The sequence below is a fragment of the Pseudomonas sp. CCOS 191 genome (assembly GCF_001007005.1).
GTDB classification, from domain to species: Bacteria; Pseudomonadota; Gammaproteobacteria; order Pseudomonadales; family Pseudomonadaceae; genus Aquipseudomonas; species Aquipseudomonas soli.
Genome location: NZ_LN847264.1, coordinates 1148102 through 1171830, shown reverse-complemented (window position 1 = coordinate 1171830; position 23729 = coordinate 1148102). Strand labels below are relative to the sequence as shown.

Genomic DNA, 23729 nt, shown 5'->3' with positions numbered 1-23729 from the left:
TCCTTGTCACAATTGCAATCCCTGGTTGAGCTGCATGATCGGCAGCAGCACCGCCAGCACGATGAACAGCACCACGGCGCCCATCACCAGGATCATCAGCGGTTCGAACAGCGCCATGGCGGTGTCCACCTGGCGGGAGAAGCCGCGCTCCTGGTCGTCGGCCACCCGTTCGAGCATGTCGGCCAGGGTGCCGCTGGCCTCGCCGCTGCCGACCATGTTCACCAGCAGCGGCGGAAATTCCCCGGCGTTGTCCAGCGCCCGATGCAGGCTGGTGCCGCCCTGCACCTGCTGGCGCACCTGCTCCATGGCTGCGCGGATGCGCCGGTTGCCAACCGTCTCGGTGGCCACCTGCAAGGCTTCGAGCAGGGCCACGCCGCTGCCGCAGAGGATCGCCAGGCTGCGCGCCAGGCGCGCGCTCTCCAGCACTTGCAGCAGCGCGCCGATGCGCGGCAGGCGCAGCAGCAGGTCGTCGCGGCGCAGGCACCAGTGCGGCTTGCGCAGCAGCCAGCCGCCCAACAGCGCGACCAGGATCGCCAGTGCCAGCAGATAGGGGCCGGCCTGCACCAGCCCCTGGCTCAAGCCGATCAGTAGCGACGTGATCAAAGGCAGACTCTGCCCGGAGTGGGCGAACTGCTCGGTGAGCTTGGGCACCACGAAGGTCATCAGGCCGACCACCACGGCCAGCGACACGCCCATCAGCACCGCCGGGTAGATCAGCGCGGTGCGTGCCTTGTGGCGCTGACGCTGCACTTGTTCGAGATGGTCGGCCAGACGGCTCAGCACCTGGCCAAGGCGCCCGGAGCGCTCGCCGGCCTCGACCAGCGCGCAATACAAACCGGTGAACGGCGCGCCCTGTCGCGCCAGGCTACGCGCCAGCCCCAGGCCCTCGGCGAGGGAACCGCGCAAGGCCACCAGCACCGCGTGCAAGGCCGGCTGGCGCAGTTGCCGCTCCAGTGTGGCAAGGGCATCGACCAGGGGGATGCCAGCGCCAACCAAGGTCGCCAATTGGCGGGTCAGCTCGCACAGTTGGGCGCGAGTCAGGCGCTGACGACGTGGCTGGGCGCTGTCGTGGCGTTGCAAGTGCCGGGTGAACAGCCCCTGCTCGCGCAGCAATTGCCGCGCATGGCGCTCGCTGTCGGCCTGCACGCTGGCCTTGTGCGCCTTGCCGGCAAGATCCACGGCCTGGTAGCGATAGGTCGGCATGGCTAGCCCTGCACCACGCGCAGCACTTCGGCCAGACTGGTCTCGCCACGGGCCAGGCAATCGCGGGCCTCAGCCACCAGGCTCTGCCGGCGGCCATCCAGGTAGGCCTGCATGGCCAGTTCGCTCTCGCCGTCGTAGAGCAAGGCAACCATCCCGGCGTCCAGCTCGATGAACTCGTACAGCCCCAGCCGGCCGACATAGCCGCTGCCCTGGCAGTGCTCGCAGCCAACCGGGTGAAAGCTTTCACGCAGGCTGCCCAGCTCCGGCCACAGTTCACGCTCGGCGCTTTGCAGCGGCTGCGCCACCGCGCAGGTGCACAGGCGGCGCACCAGGCGTTGGGCCAGTACGCCACGCAGGCACGAGGCAATCAGGAACGGTTCGATGCCCATGTCGCGCAGGCGGGTCACTGCCCCCACGGCACTGTTGGTGTGCAGGGTCGACAGCACCAGATGCCCGGTGAGGCTGGCCTGCACGGCGATCTGCGCGGTCTCCTGGTCGCGGATCTCGCCCAGCATGATCACGTCCGGGTCCTGGCGCAGGATGGCGCGCAAGCCACTGGCGAAGGTCAGCCCGGCACGCGGGTTGATGGCGGTCTGGCCGATGCCGGCGATGGCGTATTCCACCGGGTCCTCGACGGTGAGGATATTGCGGCTGCCGTCATTCAGGCTGTTGAGGCTGGCGTACAGCGTGGTGGTCTTGCCCGAGCCGGTGGGGCCGGTGGACAGCACGATGCCGTTGGGCCGCGCCAGGCAACCGCGCAAGCCACGCAGCACTGCGGCAGGCATGCCCAGGTTGTCCAACGCCAGCAGGCTGGCCTGCTTGTCGAGCACGCGCATCACCACCCGCTCGCCATGGATGCCGGGCAAGGTCGAGACACGCACGTCCACCTCGCGCCCGGCGGCGCGCAAAGTGATGCGGCCATCCTGGGGCTGGCGCTTCTCGGCGATATCGAGCCGCGCCATGACCTTGATCCGTGACACCAGCATCGCCGACAACGCCCGTGGCGGGCGCAGCACCTCGCGCAGGTGGCCGTCGATGCGCAGGCGCACCACCAGGCTCTGCTCGAAGGTCTCGATATGGATGTCAGAGGCGCGCAGACGCAGCGCCTGGCCGAACAGGCCGTTGATCAGGCGAATCACCGGGGCTTCGTCATCGCTCTCCAGCAAGTCCTCGATGCGCGGCATCTCGCTCATCAGGCTGTCCAGGTCGACCTGCTCGCCGATGCCTTCGATCAAGGCCTGGTTTGCCGCCTCGCCGGCCTGGTAAAGCTGGCCGAGGCGCTCGTCGAAGCTCGCGCTGTCGAGCTGCTCGAAGCCCACCGGCTGGCCATGCACGCGCAGCAGTTCCTGCAACTGGTCACTGTCGGCGTCGCCGCGCAGCCACAACTGCCAGCCGTTTTCAGCCGGTGCCATGGCCACCCCGCTCTGCCGTGCCAGGCGATAGGGCAGCATCACCAGTCACCGCCTTCAAGGCGTGCTCGGCTGGAGGGAAACACCTGCAGGAGTGGCAGGCCCTCGGCCAGGGCAGGCAGCTTGAGCGGAGTGTTCTGCTGCAGGCTCTGGTACTTCTGCTGGCTGATCCCGGCCAGGCTCTCGCCGTCACGCAGGATGCGCGGACGGATGAACACCATCAGGTTCTGCTTGGTGTTCTTGCTGGCGTCGGAGCGGAACAGCCGGCCCAGGTAGGGAATATCGCCGAGCAGCGGCACGCGCTGGTTGCTGGTGGCCATTTCGTCGCTGATCAGCCCGCCGAGGATCACCAGGCCGTTGTCCTCGACCATTACCTTGGTCTTGATCTCGCGCTTGTTGGTGATCACGTCGCTGGCGGCGCTGGAGTCGGCGATCGACGACACCTCCTGGACGATGTCCAGGCGCACGCTGTCGTCGATGCTGATCTGCGGCTTGATGCGCAGCTTTACCCCGACTTCCTTGCGCTCGATGGTCTGGTAGGGGTTGGCGTTGTTCTGGGTGACGGAGCCGGTGACGAACGGCACCTCCTGGCCCACCAGGATCGACGCCTCGGCGTTGTCCAGGGTCAGCAGGGTCGGCGTCGACAGCAGGTTGAAACCGCTCTTGCCCTTGAGTGCGTTGACCAGCATGGCGAAGTTGAAGCCACCACCGATATGGCCGATGCCGGCGGTGGCGCCGGTGGTGGCCGACAGCAGCTTGCCGAGTTTCTCGTTGTCGCCGCTGCTGGCGGCGCCGGCGATGCTGGCGATGTTCACCCCGTTGCCGCCGAAGTTGACGATGCCGGCGCCGAACTTCTCGTCGGCGAACAGCCACTGCACGCCCAGTTCCTGGGCGCTGCTGTCGGAAACCTCGGCGATGATCGCCTCGACCACCACCTGCGCCCGGCGAATGTCCAGCTGCTCGACGATGCTGCGGTAGGCGGCCAGCTCGCTGTCCGGGCCGACCATCACCACGGCGTTGGTGCCTTCCTCGTACTCCAGGCGAATGCCCGAGTCGCTGGCCGCCGGCACGGGCGCATCCTTGCCCTCGCCTTCCGCCGCCGGCACCGTGCCAGCCTGGCTCAGGCCGCGCAGCACCTTGACCACCTCGGCGGCATTGGCGTGGCGCAGATAGATGACCTGCGTGTTGCTGCTGCGCAGGCTGTCGCTGGGCCGGTCGAGCTGCACCAGCAGCGCCCGCACCCGCTCCCGGCTGTCGGCGCTGCCGCGCACCAGCAGCGCATTGCTGCGCGGATCGGCAACCACCTGGGCGCTGTCGGCGCCCTGCTCGCGGGCCAGCAGGCGGGTCACCAGGCCGGCCGTGTCGGCGGCGCTGGCGTGCTTGAGCGGCATCACCTGCAACGGCTCGTCGCTGACCTGGTCGAGCTGGCGCAGCAGGCTGTCGATGCGCTCCAGGTTACTGCGCCAGTCGGTGACCACCAGCAGGTTGGCCGCCGGATACGGAGTGATCACCCCGACCCGTGGGTCGATCAGCGGCTTGAGAATGCCGAGCATCTGCTCGCTGGCGGCGTTGCGCACATTGAACACGCGGGTGGCCACGCCGTCGCTGCCTTCGGCCTTCTTGCCGGCGGTTTCCACCGGCACCGGCTCCAGGCGCGCGGCCTGGTCGGGCACGATCTTCACGCTGCCGTTGGGCAGGTCCACGGCGGCGAAACCCTGGGCGCGCAGTTGGGCGAGGAAGATGTCGTAGATGGCGTCGGCGTCGTGGCGATCGACCGTGCGCACGGTGACTTTGCCCTGCACCCGGGGGTCGACGATGAAGGTGGTGCCGGTGATGCGCGAAACGCTGTCGATGAACTCACCGAGCTCGGTGTCGACGAAGTTCACCTCGTACAGCGGCGTGCCGTCGTCGGCGAAGACTTCCGCCTCTTCGGCCTGGGCCAGGGATATGCCGAGCATCAGCAGCCCGGCCAGACAGTACCTTGCGATCATCATTCATCCTTGGCGCTTGAAGCCGGTCACGGCGGGGCGTGGTGGCCAGGGCAGGCGCTCGCGCCGCCCGTTGTTGTCGAAGATCAGGCCATCGGCGTCGATGTCCTGCAGCACGATGCCCGGCGCCAGGCGCTGGCCACGGCCGAGGGTGCGCACCTGCTGGCCATGGCGCAGTACCACCACGCTGGCCGACAGCGGCTGGGCCTTGAGCCCGCCCAGGTAGGCCAGGGGCAGGCGGGTCAGTGGAATGCGTCCGTCATCGACAGGCGCCTGCCAGTGCTCAGCCAACAAGCCTGGCAACGGTGCCAGCGCCGGCACCGGCGCACTGGCCGGTTGCGGCTGGCGGCTAAACAGCAGCACGCACTGCGCCGCCAGCCAACCGGCGAGGGTCAGCAACGCGAAGCTGAAAACACGCGAGATCACGCGGCCACCTGGTGCGGGTGCCAGCCAGGATGGCCCTGCACGTAGCGCACGGCCGGCAGTTGCAAGGGAGCCAGGGCCCATCCCGGCGCCTGGCGGGTCAGCCAGGCTTCGAGGGTCTGCCACAGGGGCGCGCCGGCCTGGGCATCGAAGTGCAGGCCAAAGGTGCGGCACAGGCCCTCGACGGGTTGCAGGCCGATGATGCGCTTGCCGTTGGGGCTGTAGCTCACCTGCCAGTCCTGGCTTTGCCAGCGCGGCAGGTCCTGGCTGTTGTCCAGCAGCAACGGGTCGCCGAACAGCTGCTCGGCGGCGTTTTCCAGCACCTGCTCGACCTGGCGCGCCGGGGCCTCGACCACCGGGGCGGGATAGCCGCCAGTCAGGCTGATCAGATGCTCGCGGGTGATCGCTTCACCGGCTTGCAGAGGGTAGTCATAACGCAGACCGGGCAGCAGCACCGGCATGCTCGAATCGTCGGCCAGGGCCTGGTGCAGCAGGCGGTCCCAACTGCCGCCACGGGTATCGCGGCGCCACAATGCTTCTGGGGCACGCGCCAGCGGCTGGTCGAGCCAAGCGGCATGGCCGCTGCGCTGACGTTGCAACTCGCCGCGCAACTGGTTGGCGCGGGCCAGGGCCTGGGGGGCGAGGCTGTGCTCGAAGGCCGGGAAGAACCGCGCCTCGAACTGCCATTGGCCGCCTGCCTGGCGGCAGCGCAGACGAAACGCGCCGCTGGCCCGGCAACCAGCGAACAGCACCGGTACCCGGCGGCCGCTGGCCTGGGTGGCCTGCACCGGCGCCGGCCACAGGTCCTGGCCACGGGCGCACAGCAGTACATCCACCTCGGGTATTCGCTCGGCCAACCACAAGCCGGGGCCGGTGCCGACATCCGCCAGCGCCACCACCAGGTCGGCCTCGCGCCGGGCTTGCTGGAAGCTCGGTTGCAAGGATTGGTACCACTGTTTGAGGGAGGCTTTCTGATCCTGCGCATAGGGGTCGGTGACGCCGACCACGGCAATGCGCACACCGCCACGCTGGAACACCTGCAGCCCCTTGACGCCCAAGGCCTTGGCCTGGGCATCGGCCAGGCCGGCACCGAGGGTAATAGAGGAGGACTGGCGATAGAGCCCGGCACTGCGCTGCGGCCACAGCACCCGCTCATCGCTGCTGACCCGCACCTCGCTGCCCAGCAGTTGGCTGCCCTGCACACCGCTTTCGCCCTGGGTCAGGTAGGCCAGGCCGCTGCCGTTCCAGCATTGGCCGTTCTCCAGAGTCAGGCATTGTTCGCTGCCGGCCTCGCGCCGCAGCTGTTCGAGCAGCGCGGCCAATATTGCATAGCCTCCAGTCTGGGCCTGGCCGGCAAGGCCAGCATCGAGCAACGGCGCCAAAGCCGGCTGCCCGGCGCTGGCATTCGGCCCGCTCATCCAGGGTGCACGCCCCAGGTGGCTGACCGGGCCGAGGCGCGTGGCCGGCACCACGGCCTGGCCCGGCTGGCGGGCATCGAGGGTATCGGCGACATACAGCAGGTCCAGCGCACGGTCGCCAGCGCCACCGGGCATGGGCAGGGCCGAGCAGGCGCCGAGCAACGGTGCCAGGGCACCGACACCCATCCAGCTGATCACTTCGCGCCTGCTCGCCATCGACTCCGCCATCCCTGTTCACGTAGGGCTCCGGATATTGCGGCGCTTGCGTGACAGTTTGATGGCAGAAAACCGACGTTAATTCCAAAACAGCGCAGGTTAACGCTTTAGTAATAGCGGTGAGTTTTAAAGGCTCTTTAACAAATCTGACAATCAATCATCATACTTGCCCTCTACAGTCGCGGTTTCCTTCAACTCAGCCAAAAAAAGGACACCCTGATGAGTCGAGATACCGGCGATAACCTGGACCGCAACCAGAGCGGCAACCTGCCGATGGCCAGTGTCATGGACACTTACCTGAGCCGTCGTTCCGTGGTGCGCGGCAGCCTCGGCGCGGCCATCGCCATGATCGCCGGTGCCGGCCTGACCGGTTGCTTCGACAGCGGCGGCGGCTCGGATCACGACGATCCCGCGCCGCAGCCGGAGAAACCCAAACTCAAGCTGGGCTTCAACTCCATCGCCGGCTCGCGCACCGACGCCTGCGTGGTCGCCGCCGGCTACAGCGCCTACGTGCTGGCCCCTTGGGGTACACCGTTGAACGCCACCGCCAACCCATGGAAGGCCGACGGCAGCAACACCTCCACCGACCAGGCCAACGCCATGGGCATGCACCATGACGGCATGCACTTCTTCCCCATCAACGGCAGCTCCAGCGATGGCCTGCTGGCGATCAACTTCGAATACATCGACACCGCCGCCCTGCACCCGGCCGGCCCCACCACCGTCGCCGGCAAACGCCCGGTCGAAGAGGTGCGCAAGGAGATCAACGCCCATGGCGCCGGCGTGGTGCGCATCAGCAAGGTCGCCGGACGCTGGCAGGTGGTCGACAACGACCCGCTCAACCGCCGCTTCACCACCGTCTCGCTGATGGATATCGCAGGCCCGATGCGCGGCACCGACCACGTCAAGACCAAGTTCTCGCCCACCGGCACCCAGTGCCGCGGCACCAACAACAACTGCGGCAACGGCTACACCCCGTGGGGCACCTACCTGACCTGCGAGGAGAACTGGCCCGGCATCTTCGTCAACAAGGGTGTGCGCCCGGCCGACCAGGTGCGTATCGGCGTCTCTTCGAGCAGCGGCCAGTACAAGTGGGAAACCGCGGCTGGTGATGCCAGCGAAGTGGCCGGCGAATTCACCCGCTTCAACATCACCCCCAGCGGCGCCAGCGCCACCGACGACTTCCGCAACGAAGCCAGCACCTATGGCTATATCGTCGAGATCGACCCGTACACCAACAACACCCTGGCGGTGAAGCGCACCGCCCTGGGCCGCTTCCGCCATGAAGGCTGCTGCCCGGGCCTGCCGGTGGCCGGCAAGCCGCTGGTCTGGTACACCGGCGACGACTCCAACAACGAGTACCTGTACAAGTTCGTCTCCGACGCCCTGTGGGACCCGGCCGACGCCAATCCGGCCGACCGCCTGGCCACCGGCGCCAAGTACATGGACAAGGGCAAGCTGTATGTCGCCCGCTTCGATGCCAACGGCACCGGCGCGTGGCTGCTGCTCGACGTGGCCACCCCGACCACTGCCGGCAGCACCCTGGGCGCGCAGTTCGGCGACCTGCCGGGCATCATCCTCAACACCCGTGGCGCTGCCGACGCCGTGGGCGCCACGCCCATGGACCGCCCCGAGTGGACCGCCGTCAACCCGCTCAACGGCGACGTCTACCTAACCCTCACCAACAACAGCGCGCGCACCGCGGCCAAGGTCGACGCGGCCAACCCACGCGGGCCGAACCGCCACGGCCACATCATCCGCTGGCACGACAGCGACGACCACAAGACCTTCACCTGGGACATCTTCGTGTTCGGCGCCAACGCCGCCGGTGCGCCGGACATCAACCGCTCGGGCCTGACCGAACTGAACCAGTTCGCCAGCCCCGACGGCATGAGCTTCGATAGCCGCGGCGTGCTGTGGTTCGAGACCGACAACGGCGAAGCCACCCTGACCAGCTACACCAACGACCAGGTGCTGGCAGTGATCCCCACCGACCTGGTGGACGCCAACGGCAAGCAGGTCCCGGTCAACGCCACCAACCAGGTGGACCTGCGCCGCTTCTTCGTCGGGCCGAATGGCTGCGAGGTGACGGGGATTGCCTTCACCCCGGACAACAAGACCATGTTCGTCAACATCCAGCACCCGGACAACTGGCCGAGCACCGACAAGGCCACCGACGTCACGCCGGCCGGCACCCCGGTGCGGCCACGGGCTTCGACGGTGGTGATCCAGCGTAATGATGGCGGGGAGATCGGCACCGTCTGATCGATCAGCTTTTACCTCAATCGCGGGACAAGTCGCATCGGTGCGCCGATGCGGCTTGTCCCGCGATTTTGTTCTACCAGGCCACCGCCTCCCTGCCCCTGACCCGCACCTGCTGCGCCGGCACCCGCGCGTGCCATTGCACCACGCCCAGCGCCTCGATCTGGAACTGGCTGCGCAGCGTGCGCCCCTCTTCCTCGAACGACAGTTGCAGGACGAAATGGCTGCTGTTGAGCAGCAACCCTTCGCTTAGCCGGGCGAAGGTCTCGTCATCCACCGCCCCCAGCGCCTGGCGCAAGGCCGCGGCATCGACATACCCGGCCGCCGGGCGGCCACTGATCACGCGGCTGAGCATCGAACGGGAGAACCGTCCTTCGTACATCGCCTCCAGCAACGGCAGGTGCTCCAACCCCAGGGCATTGGCATTGAGCCGCCAGCCGCTGGTCGACGGCAGCGCGCAGAGCATTCGATAGCGGCCTTGCCGAGCACTGTCCGGCTCCAGCAGCAGGTTCAGTTCACTGGTGTCGAGCATGGGCTGGTTGGCCGCCAGCCGCGGTGGCTGCTGGCGCAGGTACTGGGCGCTCTCGGCGCCCTGCAGACGGGCATCGCTGTCGGCATCCAGCCAGTCGGCCAGGGCATCGACCAGCCGTTCGGCAGCCATGTCATCGCCCAACAGCTGGCGCAACTGGCGCTCGGCCCGTGGGCCATCCTCCCCCAGCAGGGCGTTGACGTTGAAGCAGCTGTGCTGGTCGATCACCCGCAACTGCGCCTTGCCGGCACCAAAGTCGTAGGCCAGCGGCTGCCCACGCAGGGCCTGCCAGAACAGCGGACTGGCGCGCCAGGCCGGATCACGCAGGGCCTGGGAGGCGTAGGCCAGCCCCGCCTGCTCCATGGCCCGTACCTGCACCCGCTGGTGCAACAGGCGCACCGCGTCCACCTGGCGCCGGCCATCCTCCACCAGCCAGGCCAGCCCCGCCGCCAGCATCGCCAGCACCACCAGCACCATCAGCAGTGCCGCGCCCCGTTGTCGCCTGCGCCCCATCCCTGTCTTCCATTGGCCGCTGAAAAGCGCCAGTCAACACGCCGGTTGTTGCAGGCAGATGGCAGTCATGTGCCCGTCATCTGCGCAGGGCAGGATTGGCCTTCCTTTTTCTTTGACCTGACAGGAGTGGTCTTACATGGGTGGCATCGGAATCTGGCAATTGGTGATCGTGCTGTTGATCGTCTTCCTGCTGTTCGGCACCAAGCGTCTCAAGGGGCTGGGCGGTGATGTGGGCGAGGCGATCCAGGGCTTTCGCAAGTCCATGGGCGGCACTGCCGACAACACTGTCGAGCAGCAGCCGCAAGTGCTGAACAATCAGCCGGTGCAACAGACACAAACGGATCGTCAGGCCTGATGTTCGAGATCGGCTTCACCGAACTGCTGTTGGTGGGCATTGTCGCCCTGCTGGTGCTCGGCCCCGAGCGCCTGCCGGTGGCGGCGCGGACCCTGGGCCGTGGGCTGGGCCAGGCCCGTCGGGCACTGAATGCGTTGAAGGCGCAGGTGGAACGGGAGATCGACATGCCCGCCCTGGATGCCGCGCCGTTGCAGCGCCTGGAGCAGGAGCTGCGCCAAGGCATCCAGCTCGACGCGACGCCGGCCAATGACCCGACACCAGTCGCCCATGCCAAGGAGAGCGCTTGATGTCCCTCGCTCTCGACCAGGCGGCGCGCATGCCGCTGACCGATCATCTGCGCGACCTGCGCAAGCGCCTGGTGCGCTGCCTGCTGGTGATCGCGCTGGTGTTCTGCGGGCTGTTCCCCTTTGCCCAGACGCTGTACACGCACATCTCCGAACCGCTGCGCCGTTACCTCCCAGAAGGCGCCAGCATGATCGCCACCAGCGTCACCTCGCCGTTTCTTGCGCCGTTCAAGCTGACGGCGATGTGCGCGCTGTTCGTCGCCATGCCGCTGCTGCTGCACCAGGCCTGGGGCTTCATCGCCCCGGGACTGTACCGCCGCGAACGGCGCATCGCCCTGCCCCTGCTGGTGTCGAGCATCGTGCTGTTCTATGGCGGCATGGCGTTCGCGTTCTTCCTGGTGTTCCCGATGATGTTCGGTTTCTTCGCCAGCGTGACCCCGGACGGGGTGGCGATGATGACCGACATCGGCCTGTACCTGGACTTCATCCTGGCGCTGTTTTTGGCGTTCGGCCTGGCCTTCGAGATCCCGGTGGCGACCTTCATCGTGGTCTGGGCGGGGCTGACCGACGTGGCCACGCTGCGGCGCAGCCGGCCTTATGTGATCGTCGGCTGCTTCGTGGTGGGGATGATCCTGACGCCGCCGGATGTGTTTTCCCAGACCATGCTGGCGGTGCCGATGTGGGTGCTGTTCGAGGTGGGGTTGCTGGCGTGTGGGTTGGTGCGGCGGACGGAGTAAAAGGCAGGAGCCATTACTTGGTCGGGTGGCAGCCGTACACGGAGTGAGAACCGGTCACGAAGAAAACCGATCAGGCAAGGCCTGCCCGCCTACGGCTGCCATGGCAGAGCAGCGATCTTCGTTATACGGACTCTCACGCCCGATTAAGGTGGCAGCCATGAACGGGGTGAGAATCCGGGGCACAAGAAACCCGGTCAGACCGAAGTCTGCCCATGCACGGCTGCCATGAAGGGACTGCCGAAAAACTTGTACTCCAGGACTCTCACATCCTGGTCACCATATCTGGCGACCCGGTGAAGTTATCCCTGGGGTCTTTCCCCGACAACGCAGCAGCTTCCGGCAAGCACGTAGGATAGTTCTCAAGCTTTTCTGGCTGAAGCATTTGGTTTCAAGTTCGGAAATGTCCGACAGGAGATTGGGGGGACGGGGCGTTCATCGATAGGAGGGCTGCGCCTGTGAGACCGAGCGCCGCCCGCGCGGCGCATCGCGGATGAATCCGCTCCTACATTTGTTGCAACGTGGCCACGCCTGATAGGCCATGGTTGTAAGCCTTGTGCGCTGGACGCGATGTTTCGGCGGGCATTGCTGCCGCCCCACCTGTCTCAAGCCTTGCGCCAAGGCTGGCAACCATGGCCTGACAGGTTCGGCACGTTGCAACAAATGTAGGAGCGGATTCATCCGCGATGCGCTGCGCGGGCGGCGCTCGATCTCATAGGCGCCAAATATCTATCGACATACATCTCCATCGACACACCAATCCAGACCAGTGGTATTGACCTGGTATTAAAGTGGTATTAATTTTCATCCCACAACAATATCGGACACCGCCCATGCGTCCTCTAACCGCCCTGCGCCCCGACGAAACCAGCGCCACCCCGCTCTACCTGCAGCTGGCACGCAACCTGGAGCAGGCCATCCATGCCGGCCAGTGGACCGCCGACCAGGCCCTGCCCTCGGAGCGCACCCTCAGCGAAACCCTGGACATCTCCCGGGTCACCGCGCGCAAGGCCCTGGAAGTCCTGCTCGAACAAGGCCTGATCCAGCGCATCCAGGGCTCCGGCACCTTCATCACGCCACGCCTCGAACAACCCCTGTCACGCCTGTCGAGCTTCAGCGAAATGCTGCGCATGAAAGGCTTCGTGCCCAGCTCGCAGTGGCTGGAGCGCAGCATCGGCACGCCGAGCAGCGACGAACTGATCCGCCTCGGCCTGTCGCCCACAGACCAGGTGGCCCACCTCAAGCGCCTGCGCAAGGCCGACGACATCGTCATGGCGGTGGAGGTCAGCACCCTGCCCGCCCGCCTGCTCGGCGACCCGCAGGCCATCGGCGATTCGCTGTACCAGCACCTCGACCAACTCGGCCGCCCGGTGGTCCGCGCCCTGCAACATATCCGCGCGATCAACGCCAGCGACGAACTGGCCGCCCAGGTGGGCATCGCCCCCGGCACCGCCATGCTGCTGATGACCCGGATCGGCTACCTCGACGACAACACCGCCATCGAGCTGACCGACACCTACTGCCGCAACGACTACTACGACTTCGTCGCCGAACTGCGACGCTGACCGGAGCCCCCATGGACATCGCCAACATCCTCACCCCCGACGGCTGGGTGCGCGGACAACTGCACCTCGAAAACGGCCGCATACAGGCCATCGAGGGCACGCCGTGCGACCCGCAGGCCAACGACCTGCCCTACCTGTTGCCCGGTTTCATCGACCTGCATGTGCACGGCGGCGGCGGCAGCGACATCATGCAGGGCGGTGAGGCCTTCGCCACCATCGCCCGCACCCATCGGCGCTTCGGCACCACTTCGTTGCTGGCCACCACCATGACCGCGCCACGCGAGGAACTGGCCCGCGTGCTGGGCGAACTGGGCGCGCACCTCAAACAGCCGCGCCAGGGCGCGCGCATTCTCGGCGTGCATCTGGAAGGCCCGTATATCAACCCCGGCAAGCTCGGCGCGCAGCCGAACTTCGCCCACCAGGCGCTGCTCGACGAAGTCGAGGAGTACCTGGCCCTGGCACCGATCAAGGTCATCACCATCGCCCCGGAAATCGCCGGGCACCTGCCGCTGATCCAGGCCTTGAGCCAGCGCGGCATCCGCCTGCAGATCGGCCACACCCTGGGCAGCTACGAGGAAGGCGTGGCGGCCCTGGACGCCGGCGCCAGCAGCTTCACCCACCTGTACAACGCCATGAGCCCGCTGCACCACCGCGAGCCTGGCATCGTCGGCGCGGCCCTGGCCCATGCCCGCTACGCCGAGCTGATCCCCGACCTGCTGCATGTGCACCCCGGAGCGATCAAGGTGGCCCTGCGCGCGATCCCGTGCCTGTACTGCGTCACCGACTCCACCGCCGCCGCCGGCATGCCCGATGGCGAATACCGCCTGGGCAGCCACACCGTGACCAAGTGCCTGGGCGGCGTGCGCCTGCCCGACGGCACCCTGGCCGGCAGTACCCTGACCATGGACCAGGCCCTGCGCAACCTGGTGAAGATCGGCCTGCCCCTGGCCGAGGCCTCCGCGCGCCTGTCCCGCTACCCCGCCGATTACCTCGGCATCGCCGACCGTGGCCGCCTGCAACCGGGCGCCTGGGCCGACGCGGTGCTGCTCGATCGCCAACTGAACCTGACCGCCGTGATGGTCGAAGGAGAAACCGCATGAGTTCAAGGATGCTCGAAGAAGCCCGCAGCTGCGCCGATGTCGTCGAACGACAGAACCAGGCGCTGGACCCGCGCCTGGAAACCCTGTGCGAACAACTGCGCCGCCTCGACCCACAGGTGGCACTGACCGTGGCCCGGGGAAGCTCGGACCACGCCGCCAGTTACTTCGCCTATGTCGCCATGCAGCAACTCGGCCTGCCGGTGGCCTCGCTGCCGATGTCGGTGGTGACCTTGCAACAGGCGCCGTTGCGGGTACGCGGCCAGGTGGCGCTGGGCTTCTCGCAGTCGGGCCAGAGCCCGGACCTGGTCGACAGCCTGCGTCGCCTGAACCAGTGCGGCGCGACCACCGTGTCGCTGGTCAATGCCGAGGGCTCGCCGCTGGAGCAGGCCTGCCAGCACCACTTGCCGCTGGGCGCCGGCCCCGAGCTGTCGGTGGCGGCGACCAAGAGCTTCGTCGCCACCCTGAGCGCCAGCGCCCGCCTGGTCGCCCATTGGGGCCAGGACCGCGCCCTGCTGACAGCCGGCCTTGCCCTGCCCGCGCAATTGCGCGAGGCCGCCGCCCAGGACTGGAGCCCGGCCCTCGACACCTTGCGCGATGCCGAACGGCTGATGGTGATCGGCCGTGGCGCCGGCTTTGCCATCGCCCAGGAAGCGGCCCTCAAGCTCAAGGAAACCTCGGTGATCCAGGCCGAGGCCTTCAGCAGCGCCGAGGTGCGCCACGGCCCCATGGCGCTGATCGACGCCCAGTACCCGCTGCTGGTGTTCGCCCCGCGCGGTGTCGAGCAGGCCGGCCTGCTGCAACTGGCCGCCGACATGCGCCAGCGCGGCGCCCATGTGCTGCTGGCGGCGCCCGCCGATATCGCCGGGCGCGACCTCACCCTGAGCTGCGCCGAACACCCGGCCCTGGACCCGCTGTTGGCGATCCAGAGCTTCTACGTCATGGCCGCGGCCCTGGCCGAGGCCCGTGGCCTCGACCCCGACCAGCCGCGCCACCTGAGCAAAGTGACCTGCACGCAGTGAAGCCGCGAGGAACAGCGCATGCCCGACAATAACAAGATCATCCTCCATGCCCCGCTCGCCGGGCCGCTGGTGCCGCTGGAGCAGGTACCGGACCCGGTGTTCAGCAGCGCCACCCTCGGTGACGGCGTCGCCATCGACCCACTCAACGATGTGCTGCACGCCCCGTGTGCCGGCGAGGTGGTGCAACTGGCCCGCACCGGCCACGCGCTGACCCTGCGCGCGGCCAACGGCGCGGAAATCCTCCTGCATATCGGTGTCGACACCGTGCAACTGCAGGGCCGTGGCTTCTCGCCATTGGTGGCGCTGGGCGACCAGGTCAGCCAAGGCCAACCGCTGGTGCGCTTCGACATGGACCTCGTGGCGCGGCACTGTGTCAGCCTGGTCACCGTGATGCTGATCAGCAATGGCCCAGGCTTTGGCCTGAGGCGACTGGAGGCAGGCAATGCGCAGCTGGGCGCGGCGCTGCTGGAGGTCGAGGCCACGGGTCGCGAAGCGCATGCCCGGCCGGTCAGCGATGAAAGCGCGCGCGGTCACGCCCGGGTCGCTCATCACGGCGGCCTGCATGCCCGCCCCGCCGCCTTGCTGCGCCAGACTGCGCAAGGTTTCCAGAGCCATGCCGTGCTGCGCTTCGCCGAGCGCGAGGCCGACCTCGACAGCCTGGTGGCGGTCATGGGCCTGGGCGTTGGCGAAGGCGCCGAAGTCGAACTGATCTGCACCGGGCCGGACAGCCAGGCCGCGCTGCTGGCGTTGATCGCCGCCGTGCAGACGGCCTCGGTCGGTGAGCGCCATGCCGCGCACGCGCCGACCAGTACCGCCATGCCCAAGCCCGCTGCCGGGCCCGGCATGCTTACCGGTGTCTGCGCCGCCCCCGGCCTGGCCCAAGGGCCGCTGGCCCGGCTGGACGGGGTCAGCCTGCCGCCCGACAACGGCGACAACGACCCTGCCGCACAGCACCAGGCGTTGAACACGGCCTTGGCCGAAGTGCGTCATGCCATCGACCGCGACTGGCGCCACCTGCCGCGCGGCCAGGAGGACGCGGCCGCGATCCTCGAGGCCCACCTGGCCTTGCTCGACGATCCGGCCCTGCTCGGCGACGCCCGCCAGCATATCGCCAACGGCGTCGCCGCCAGCCATGCCTGGAGCCGTTCCATCGATGCCCAGTGCCAGATCCTGCGCAGCCTGGGCAACCCATTGCTGGCCGAGCGCGCCAACGACCTGTACGACCTGCAACAGCGTGTTCTGCGGGCCTTGCTTGGTGAAACCCGGCAACTGCGCCTGCCGCCCTCGGCCATTGTCGTCGCCCATGAACTGACGCCCTCCGACCTGCTGCTACTGGCCCGCCACGAGGTCGCCGGGCTGTGCATGGCCGCAGGCGGCGCCACCTCGCACGTCGCCATCCTTGCCCGCGCCCGCGGCCTGCCGTGCCTGGTGGCCGTGGGCGAAGCGCTGCTGGAGCTGCCCGCCGGCACGCCGCTGGTGCTGGACGCCGACCAGGGCCGCCTGGAAACCGAGGCTGATGCGCAGCGCCTGGCCGAGGTGCGCCAGCATGTGCAGCAGCGCCGTGAAACCCGCCAACGCCAGCAGGCCGCCGCCCAACAGAGCGCCCGCACCCGCGATGGCCAAGTGATCGAGGTCGCCGCCAACGTCGCCAGTGCCGAGGAAGCCGCCGAGGCCTTGGCACAAGGTGCTGACGGCATCGGCCTGCTGCGCAGCGAGTTCCTGTTCATCGACCGCCCCACCGCGCCGGACGAGACCGAGCAGCGCAGCGCCTACCAGGCCGTGCTTGATGCCATGGCCGAACGCCCGGTGATCATCCGTACCATCGATGTAGGCGGCGACAAGCAGCTCGACTACTTGCCCCTGCCGGCCGAGGCCAACCCGGTGCTGGGCCTGCGCGGCATCCGCCTGGGCCAGGTGCGCCCGGAACTGCTCGACCAGCAGTTGCGCGCGCTGCTGCAAGTCAGCCCGCAACAGCGTTGCCGGATCATGCTGCCGATGGTGACCGAAGTCGACGAACTGATCGCCATCCGCCAGCGCCTGGACCGGCTGGCCGGCGAGCTGGGCATCGGGCAACGCGCCGAGCTGGGGGTGATGATCGAGGTGCCGGCCGCGGCGCTGCTCGCCGAGCGCCTGGCCGAACATGCCGATTTCTTCTCCATCGGCACCAACGACCTGTCCCAGTACACCCTGGCCATGGACCGCGACCACGCCGGGCTGGCTGCACGGGTGGATGCCTTGCACCCCGCCTTGCTGCGCCTGATCGAGCTGACCTGCCAGGGCGCGGCGAAGCACGGGCGCTGGGTTGGCGTGTGCGGTGCGCTGGCCTCCGACCCGCTGGCCACGCCGGTGCTGGTCGGGCTGGGGGTGGCCGAGCTGTCGGTCAGCGCGCCGCAGATCGGCGAGATCAAGGCGCAGGTGCGCCAGCTCGACGCCGCCGCCTGCCGCCGCTTCAGCCAGGGCCTGCTGGGCTTGTCCAGCGCCGCCGCGGTACGCCAGGCCTGCCGCGACTTCACCGCCCAGTCCCACGCCCAACCAGCCGCCGCCGCGGCCCTACAACAATAATCGGAGCGCACCATGTACCAGCACTTCATCCAGGGCCTGCAACGGCTCGGCCGCGCCTTGATGCTGCCCATCGCCATCCTGCCCATCGCCGGCCTGCTGCTGCGCCTGGGCGACACCGACCTGCTCGACATCGCCCTGGTGCATGACGCAGGGCAAGCGATCTTCGCCAACCTGGCACTGATCTTCGCCGTCGGCATCGCCGTGGGCTTCGCCCGCGACAACAACGGCACCGCCGGGCTGGCCGGGGCCATCGGCTATCTGGTGCTGGTGGCGACGCTAAAGGTGATCGACCCGAAGATCGACATGGGCATGCTCGCCGGGATCATCTGCGGTCTGCTCGGCGGTGGCCTGTACAACCGCTTCAAGGACATCCAGCTGCCGGACTACCTGGCGTTCTTCGGCGGCCGGCGCTTCGTGCCGATTGCCACCGGGGTGTCGGCGGTGTTCCTCGGGCTGCTGTTCGGCCTGGCCTGGCCGCCGATCCAGGACGGCATCAACAGCCTCGGCCAATTGATGCTGGAGAGCGGCAGTATCGGCGCGTTCTTCTTCGGCGTGCTCAACCGCCTGCTGATCATCACCGGCCTGCACCACATCCTCAACAACCTGGTGTGGTTCGTCTTCGGCAGCTTCCAGGCGGCCAGCGGCCAGGTGGTCACCGGCGACCTGGCGCGCTTCTTCGCCGGCGACCCGAACGCCGGCCAGTTCATGGCCGGCATGTTCCCGGTGATGATCTTCGGCCTGCCTGCTGCGTGCCTGGCCATGTATCGCCACGCCCTGCCGGCCCGGCGCAAGCTGATCGGTGGCGTGCTGCTGTCGATGGCGCTGACCTCGGCGCTGACCGGGGTGACCGAGCCGATCGAGTTCGCCTTCATGTTCCTCGCGCCGCTGCTGTACCTGATCCACGCGCTGCTCACCGGGGTGTCCATGGCGGTCTGCGACCTGCTCGGCATCCGCCTGGGCTTCACCTTCTCCGGCGGCGCCATCGACATGGCCCTGGGCTGGGGGCGCTCCAGCAACGGTTGGCTGGTGTTCCCTGTAGGCCTGCTGTACGCGGTGGTCTACTACTTCGTGTTCGACTTCTGTATCCGCCGCTTTGACCTCAAGACACCAGGGCGCGAGGAGCAACCCGGCAACGAAGCGGCGGCCGGCGCGGAGGTGCCCAGGGCCCGGCGCTATATCGACGCACTGGGCGGCGCGGCCAACCTGCAAGGGGTAGACGCCTGCACCACGCGCCTGCGCCTGGTACTGGCCGATCGCGGCCTGGCCCAGGACCAGGCCTTGAAAGCCCTCGGCGCCATGGCGGTGGTACGGCCTGGCAGCGGCGGCAGCCTCCAAGTGGTGGTGGGGCCGATGGCCGATGCGCTGGCCGATGAGATCCGTGGTGAGCTACCCCATGCGCGGGTGACGACAGCGGTGGCCGAGAAGGCCGCCGTGGTCACCGAGACGGTCGTCGTGGATGAATGGCTGCAGGCCCTGGGCGGGCGCGACAATCTGCTGGAAGCGCAGTGCGTGGCCTCGAGCCGGGTGCGGGTGCAAGTCAGGGATGAGAGCAAGGTGGAACAGGATCACCTGGCCGCCTTGGGATGCCTGGGAGTGAGCCCGCAGGCAGACGGCGTGTGGCATCTGCTGGTGGGTGGCAAGGCGCCTGCGCTGGGCGCCGCCTTGCAAGGCTGAAAAGCATCGCGGGGCAAGTCGCATCGGCGCACCGCCGCTCCCACGAATTTGCTTCGTGAGAGCGGCGGTGCGCCGATGCGACTTGCCCCGCGATGTAATTCGATGCTGCCTTAGAAATCAGCCAGCGGCCAGACCTCATAGGCCGGTGTTTCATACGGGTGGCTCTGCTTGAGCGCAGCGACCACCTGGGCGATCAGCGCATCAGCCACCACCAGCTCCACCTTCCATTCCTCGACCACCTCGACCTGACCGGTCTGCCCGAGGTACGGCTGGCTGCCGTGCAACGGGCGGAACTGGCCCTGGCCGAGGGTCTGCCAGGCGCAGTGGTCATAGTCGCCGATACGCCCGCCACCAGCGGCGAACACAGCGGCCTTGACCACTTCGACATGGCTGTCGGGGACGAAGAAGGCGAGCTTGTACACGCCTTAGTTCACCCAGACCCGCGCGTTGCGGAACATGCGCATCAGGGCTGCGTCTTCCTGCCACTCATCCGGGCGCCAGGAGTTCTGCACGGCGCGGAACATACGCTCCGGGTGCGGCATCATGATGGTCACGCGGCCGTCGCGGCTGGTCAGGCCGGTGATCCCGCGCGGCGAGCCGTTCGGGTTGGCCGGGTAGGCTTCGGTGACCTTGCCGTGGTTGTCGACGTAGCGCAGGGCCACGCAACCGGACAGGTCGGCTTCCAGCAGTGCCTCTTCGCTGGCGAACTCGGCATGGCCTTCACCGTGGGCGATGGCGATCGGCATGCGCGAACCAGCCATGCCCTGCAGGAAGATCGAGTTGGACTTCTGCACCTCGACCATGGCCACACGGGCTTCGAACTGCTCCGAGCGGTTGCGCACGAAGTGCGGCCAGTACTCGGTGCCCGGGATCAGCTCGTGTAGGTTGGACATCATCTGGCAACCGTTGCACACACCCAGGGCGAAGCTGTCGGTACGCTCGAAGAAGGCCTGGAAGGCATCGCGGGCACGGGCGTTGAACAGTGCAGACTTGGCCCAGCCCTCACCGGCACCGAGCACGTCGCCGTAGGAGAAGCCGCCGCAGGCCACCAGGCCCTTGAACGCTTCGAAATCGACACGACCAGACAGGATGTCGCTCATGTGCACGTCGACGGCAGCGAAGCCGGCGCGGTCGAAGGCCGCGGCCATCTCGACCTGGCCATTGACGCCCTGCTCGCGCAGGATCGCCACTTGCGGGCGCACGCCTTTCTTGATGTACGGCGCGGCGATGTCTTCGTTGACGTCGTAGCCGAGCTTGACCGACAGGCCTGGGTTGTCTTCCTCGAGCAGCGCGTCGAACTCCTGGTCGGCGCAGTCGGCGTTGTCGCGCAGGCGCTGGACCTGGTAGCTGGTCTCGGCCCACTGGCGCTGCAGCAGGCGACGGTCGCCCTTGAACAGCTCTTCGCCTTCGAACTTGATCAGCACTTCACCGTTGTTGATCGGCTGGCCGATCACCGCGACGCAATCCTCACCCAGGCCTGCGGCGCTGAACTGCGCCAGCACATCCGGCGTGGCGTCCTGACGGACCTGGATCACCGCGCCCAGCTCTTCGTTGAAGAGGATGGCCGCGACTTTCTCGCGTTTGCTGGTCAGGTTGCCCAGTTCCAGCTCCAGGCCACAGTGGCCGGCAAAGGCCATTTCCAGCACGGTGGTCAGCAGGCCACCGTCGGAACGGTCGTGGTAGGCCAGCAGGTGGCCGTCTTCGTTCAGGCCCTGGATGACGGCGAAGAACGCCTTGAGGTCTTCGGCGTCGTCGACGTCCGGCGCCTGGGCGGCCAGCTTGCCGTGGGTCTGCGCCAGGATCGAGGCGCCCATGCGGTTCTTGCCACGGCCCAGGTCGATCAGGATCAGGTCGGTCTCGCCCTTGTCCATGCGCAGCTGCGGGGTCAGGGTCTTGCGGATGTCGGTGACCGGGGCGAAGCCGGTGATGATCAGCGACATCGGCGAGGTGACGCTCTTCTGCTCGCCGGCTTCGCTCCACTGGGTCTTCATCGACATCGAGTCTTTACCCACCGGAATGGTGATGCCCAGCTCCGGGCACAGCTCCATGCCGACGGCCTTGACGGTGTCGTACAGGCGGGCATCTTCGCCCGGGTGGCCGGCGGCGGACATCCAGTTGGCCGACAATTTGATGTCGGACAGCTTCTCGATGCGCGAGGCGGCCAGGTTGGTCAGGGTTTCGCCAATTGCCATGCGCCCGGACGCCGGGGCGTCGAGCAGGGCCAGCGGGGTACGCTCGCCCATGGCCATGGCTTCGCCGGTGTAGACGTCGAAGCTGGTGGCGGTAACGGCGCAGTCGGCCACCGGAACCTGCCACGGGCCGACCATCTGGTCGCGGGCCACGAGGCCGGTGATGGTGCGGTCGCCGATGGTGATCAGGAAGCTCTTGCTGGCCACGGCCGGGTGACGCAGCACGCGCTCGACCGAGTCGGTCAGGTCCAGCGTGCTCGGGTCGAACTCATCGCCCAGCTCCGCTTCGCGAGTGACCGAACGGTGCATGCGCGGCGGCTTGCCCAGCAGCACGTCCAGCGGCATGTCCACCGGGGTGTTGTCGAAGTGGCTGTCGGTAACGGTCAGGTGCTGCTCTTCGGTGGCCTCGCCGACCACCGCGAACGGGCAACGCTCGCGCTCGCAGATGGCCTGGAAGCGCTCGAAGTCCTCGGCGCTGACCGCCAGCACGTAGCGCTCCTGCGACTCGTTGGACCAGATCTCGTGCGGGGCCATGCCCGGCTCGTCGTTGGGCACGTTGCGCAGTTCGAAGCGGCCACCGCGGCCACCGTCGTTGACCAGCTCGGGGAAGGCGTTGGAGATACCGCCGGCGCCGACGTCGTGGATGAAGGCGATCGGGTTCTTGTCACCCAGCTGCCAGCAGCGGTCGATGACCTCCTGGCAACGGCGTTCCATTTCCGGGTTCTCGCGCTGCACCGAGGCGAAGTCCAGGTCGGCGGAGCTGGCGCCGGTGGCAACCGACGAAGCGGCGCCGCCACCCAGGCCGATCAGCATGGCCGGGCCGCCAAGCACGATCAGCTTGGCGCCGACGGTGATCTCGCCCTTCTGCACGTGGTCTTCACGGATGTTGCCCATGCCGCCGGCCAGCATGATCGGCTTGTGGTAGCCACGGACTTCCTCGCCGTGCGGGGTGTTGATGCCCTGCTCGAAGGTACGGAAGTAGCCGGTCAGGGCCGGGCGACCGAATTCGTTGTTGAACGCGGCGCCGCCCAGCGGGCCTTCGATCATGATGTCGAGGGCGTCGACGATGCGCTCGGGCTTGCCGTACGGCTTTTCCCAAGGCTGCTCGAAACCGGGGATGCGCAGGTTGGAGACGGTGAAACCGGTCAGGCCGGCCTTGGGCTTGGCACCACGGCCGGTGGCGCCTTCGTCGCGGATTTCGCCGCCGGAGCCGGTGGAGGCGCCGGAGAACGGGGCGATGGCGGTCGGGTGGTTGTGCGTCTCGACCTTCATCAGGATGTGCACCGGCTCCTGTACCGCGCCGTACTGGCGGGTCTCAGGGTTCGGGAAGAAGCGCCCGGCCACCGAACCGACGATCACCGAGGCGTTGTCCTTGTAGGCCGACAGCACGCCTTCGCTGTGCATCTGGTAGGTGTTCTTGATCATGCCGAACAGGCTCTTCTCTTGCGCCTGGCCGTCGATGTCCCAGCTGGCGTTGAAGATCTTGTGGCGGCAGTGCTCGGAGTTGGCCTGGGCGAACATCATCAGTTCGATGTCGTTCGGGTTGCGCGCAAGGTTCTGGAAGGCGGCGACCAGGTAGTCGATCTCGTCTTCGGCCAGGGCCAGGCCCAGGTCGATGTTGGCCTGGGCCAGGGCGGCGCGGCCACCGGCCAGGATGTCGACCGAGGTCATCGGCTTGGGCTGGGCGTGGCTGAACAGGTCGGCGGCGTCTTCCAGCTTGCCCAGCACGCGCTGGGTCATGCGGTCGTGCAGCTCGGCGGCGATGGCCTGGGCGTCGGCGTCATTGATGTTGCCGGCGACGTAGTAGGCGATGCCGCGCTCCAGGCGCTGGATCGACTGCAGGCCGCAGTTGTGGGCGATGTCGCTGGCCTTGGATGCCCAGGGCGAGATGGTGCCCAGGCGCGGCACGACCAGGAACAGGCGGCCGCTCGGCTCCTGTACCGGCACGCTCGGGCCGTACTTGAGCAGACGGCCCAGCACCTGCTGCTGGTCGGCGGTCAGCTCGCCGTCGACGTCGGCGAAGTGGGCGAATTCGGCATACAAACCAGTAACAGCGGGGACTTTCTGGCTCAGTTGCTCGAGTAATTTACCGTGGCGAAAGGCAGAAAGGGCAGGAGCGCCGCGCAGGATCAACATCGTCGGGACAGCCTCAGGAAGGGGTGTGCTTAGAGGCCGTGCATTCTAGCCTAATTCGCAGGCTTTCGGCACCCGCTCTAAGCCAATGCTGCCGGGCGGTGGAACCGGACCCAGGGGTCAAAAAATCCCCCCTTGCGCCACGCCCGTCAC

17 protein-coding genes are annotated in these 23729 nt (G+C 67.6%); 9 read left to right on the top strand and 8 right to left on the bottom strand.

The features are described from left to right. Positions 1-6: 6 nt before the first annotated feature. From gspF to CCOS191_RS05340, 5 genes are read right to left on the bottom strand one after another with little or no spacing between them, the layout of a single operon-like run. Complete coding sequence (gene gspF, locus CCOS191_RS05360) at positions 7-1203, bottom strand: type II secretion system inner membrane protein GspF (RefSeq protein ID WP_046854351.1); 1197 nt, start codon at positions 1201-1203, stop codon at positions 7-9. 2 nt (positions 1204-1205) lie between these two features. After that, positions 1206-2654, bottom strand: coding sequence for a GspE/PulE family protein (locus CCOS191_RS05355; RefSeq protein ID WP_046854350.1), 1449 nt, complete (start codon positions 2652-2654; stop codon positions 1206-1208). Further along, the gene (gene gspD / locus CCOS191_RS05350) at positions 2654-4603 is read right to left on the bottom strand and encodes a type II secretion system secretin GspD (protein WP_046857696.1); all 1950 of its coding nucleotides are present in this window, start codon (positions 4601-4603) and stop codon (positions 2654-2656) included. The genes CCOS191_RS05355 and gspD overlap by 1 nt, the downstream gene beginning before the upstream one ends. 3 nt (positions 4604-4606) lie before the next feature. Further along, positions 4607-5026 (bottom strand): pilus assembly protein PilZ, encoded by a 420-nt coding sequence (locus CCOS191_RS05345; RefSeq protein WP_046854349.1) that lies wholly within the window; start codon positions 5024-5026, stop codon positions 4607-4609. Then, positions 5023-6669, bottom strand: coding sequence for a lipoprotein UxpA (locus tag CCOS191_RS05340; RefSeq protein ID WP_046854348.1), 1647 nt, complete (start codon positions 6667-6669; stop codon positions 5023-5025). The genes CCOS191_RS05345 and CCOS191_RS05340 overlap by 4 nt, the downstream gene beginning before the upstream one ends. A gap of 207 nt (positions 6670-6876) precedes the next feature. On the opposite strand from CCOS191_RS05340, the gene CCOS191_RS05335 reads away from it, so the two are divergent. After that, positions 6877-8922, top strand: a complete 2046-nt coding sequence (locus tag CCOS191_RS05335; RefSeq protein WP_046854347.1) for a PhoX family protein — start codon at positions 6877-6879, stop codon at positions 8920-8922. A gap of 73 nt (positions 8923-8995) precedes the next feature. Here the strand turns inward: CCOS191_RS05335 and gspK are convergent, their stop codons facing one another. Beyond that, the gene (gene gspK, locus CCOS191_RS05330; protein WP_046854346.1) at positions 8996-9961 is read right to left on the bottom strand and encodes a type II secretion system minor pseudopilin GspK; all 966 of its coding nucleotides are present in this window, start codon (positions 9959-9961) and stop codon (positions 8996-8998) included. A 136-nt stretch (positions 9962-10097) separates the two neighbouring features. On the opposite strand from gspK, the gene tatA reads away from it, so the two are divergent. From tatA to nagE, 8 genes are all read left to right on the top strand, one after another. Then, complete coding sequence (gene tatA, locus CCOS191_RS05325; RefSeq protein ID WP_046854345.1) at positions 10098-10316, top strand: twin-arginine translocase TatA/TatE family subunit; 219 nt, start codon at positions 10098-10100, stop codon at positions 10314-10316. Next, positions 10316-10603, top strand: a complete 288-nt coding sequence (tatB, locus tag CCOS191_RS05320; protein WP_046854344.1) for a Sec-independent protein translocase protein TatB — start codon at positions 10316-10318, stop codon at positions 10601-10603. Before tatA ends, tatB begins: the two co-directional genes overlap by 1 nt. Further along, positions 10603-11337, top strand: a complete 735-nt coding sequence (tatC, locus tag CCOS191_RS05315) for a twin-arginine translocase subunit TatC (protein WP_046854343.1) — start codon at positions 10603-10605, stop codon at positions 11335-11337. Before tatB ends, tatC begins: the two co-directional genes overlap by 1 nt. An 830-nt stretch (positions 11338-12167) precedes the next feature. Continuing rightward, positions 12168-12899 (top strand): GntR family transcriptional regulator, encoded by a 732-nt coding sequence (locus CCOS191_RS05310; protein ID WP_046854342.1) that lies wholly within the window; start codon positions 12168-12170, stop codon positions 12897-12899. An 11-nt stretch (positions 12900-12910) separates the two neighbouring features. Next, a complete protein-coding gene (gene nagA, locus CCOS191_RS05305) occupies positions 12911-13999 on the top strand; it encodes an N-acetylglucosamine-6-phosphate deacetylase (RefSeq protein WP_046854341.1) in 1089 nt (362 codons plus the stop codon). Then, the gene (locus CCOS191_RS05300) at positions 13996-15018 is read left to right on the top strand and encodes an SIS domain-containing protein (protein WP_046854340.1); all 1023 of its coding nucleotides are present in this window, start codon (positions 13996-13998) and stop codon (positions 15016-15018) included. Before nagA ends, CCOS191_RS05300 begins: the two co-directional genes overlap by 4 nt. 18 nt (positions 15019-15036) lie before the next feature. Continuing rightward, the gene (gene ptsP / locus CCOS191_RS05295; protein ID WP_046854339.1) at positions 15037-17580 is read left to right on the top strand and encodes a phosphoenolpyruvate--protein phosphotransferase; all 2544 of its coding nucleotides are present in this window, start codon (positions 15037-15039) and stop codon (positions 17578-17580) included. A gap of 12 nt (positions 17581-17592) precedes the next feature. Then, positions 17593-19254 (top strand): N-acetylglucosamine-specific PTS transporter subunit IIBC, encoded by a 1662-nt coding sequence (gene nagE, locus CCOS191_RS05290; RefSeq protein ID WP_046854338.1) that lies wholly within the window; start codon positions 17593-17595, stop codon positions 19252-19254. Between the two features lie 110 nt (positions 19255-19364). On the opposite strand, the gene CCOS191_RS05285 is transcribed toward nagE, so the two are convergent. Both CCOS191_RS05285 and purL read right to left on the bottom strand, forming a co-directional pair. Continuing rightward, a complete protein-coding gene (locus tag CCOS191_RS05285; RefSeq protein ID WP_023632229.1) occupies positions 19365-19676 on the bottom strand; it encodes an NIF3 1 in 312 nt (103 codons plus the stop codon). A gap of 3 nt (positions 19677-19679) precedes the next feature. Beyond that, positions 19680-23579: a phosphoribosylformylglycinamidine synthase gene (purL, locus tag CCOS191_RS05280; RefSeq protein ID WP_046854337.1), complete on the bottom strand. Its 3900-nt coding sequence runs from the start codon at positions 23577-23579 to the stop codon at positions 19680-19682. Positions 23580-23729 lie beyond the last annotated feature (150 nt).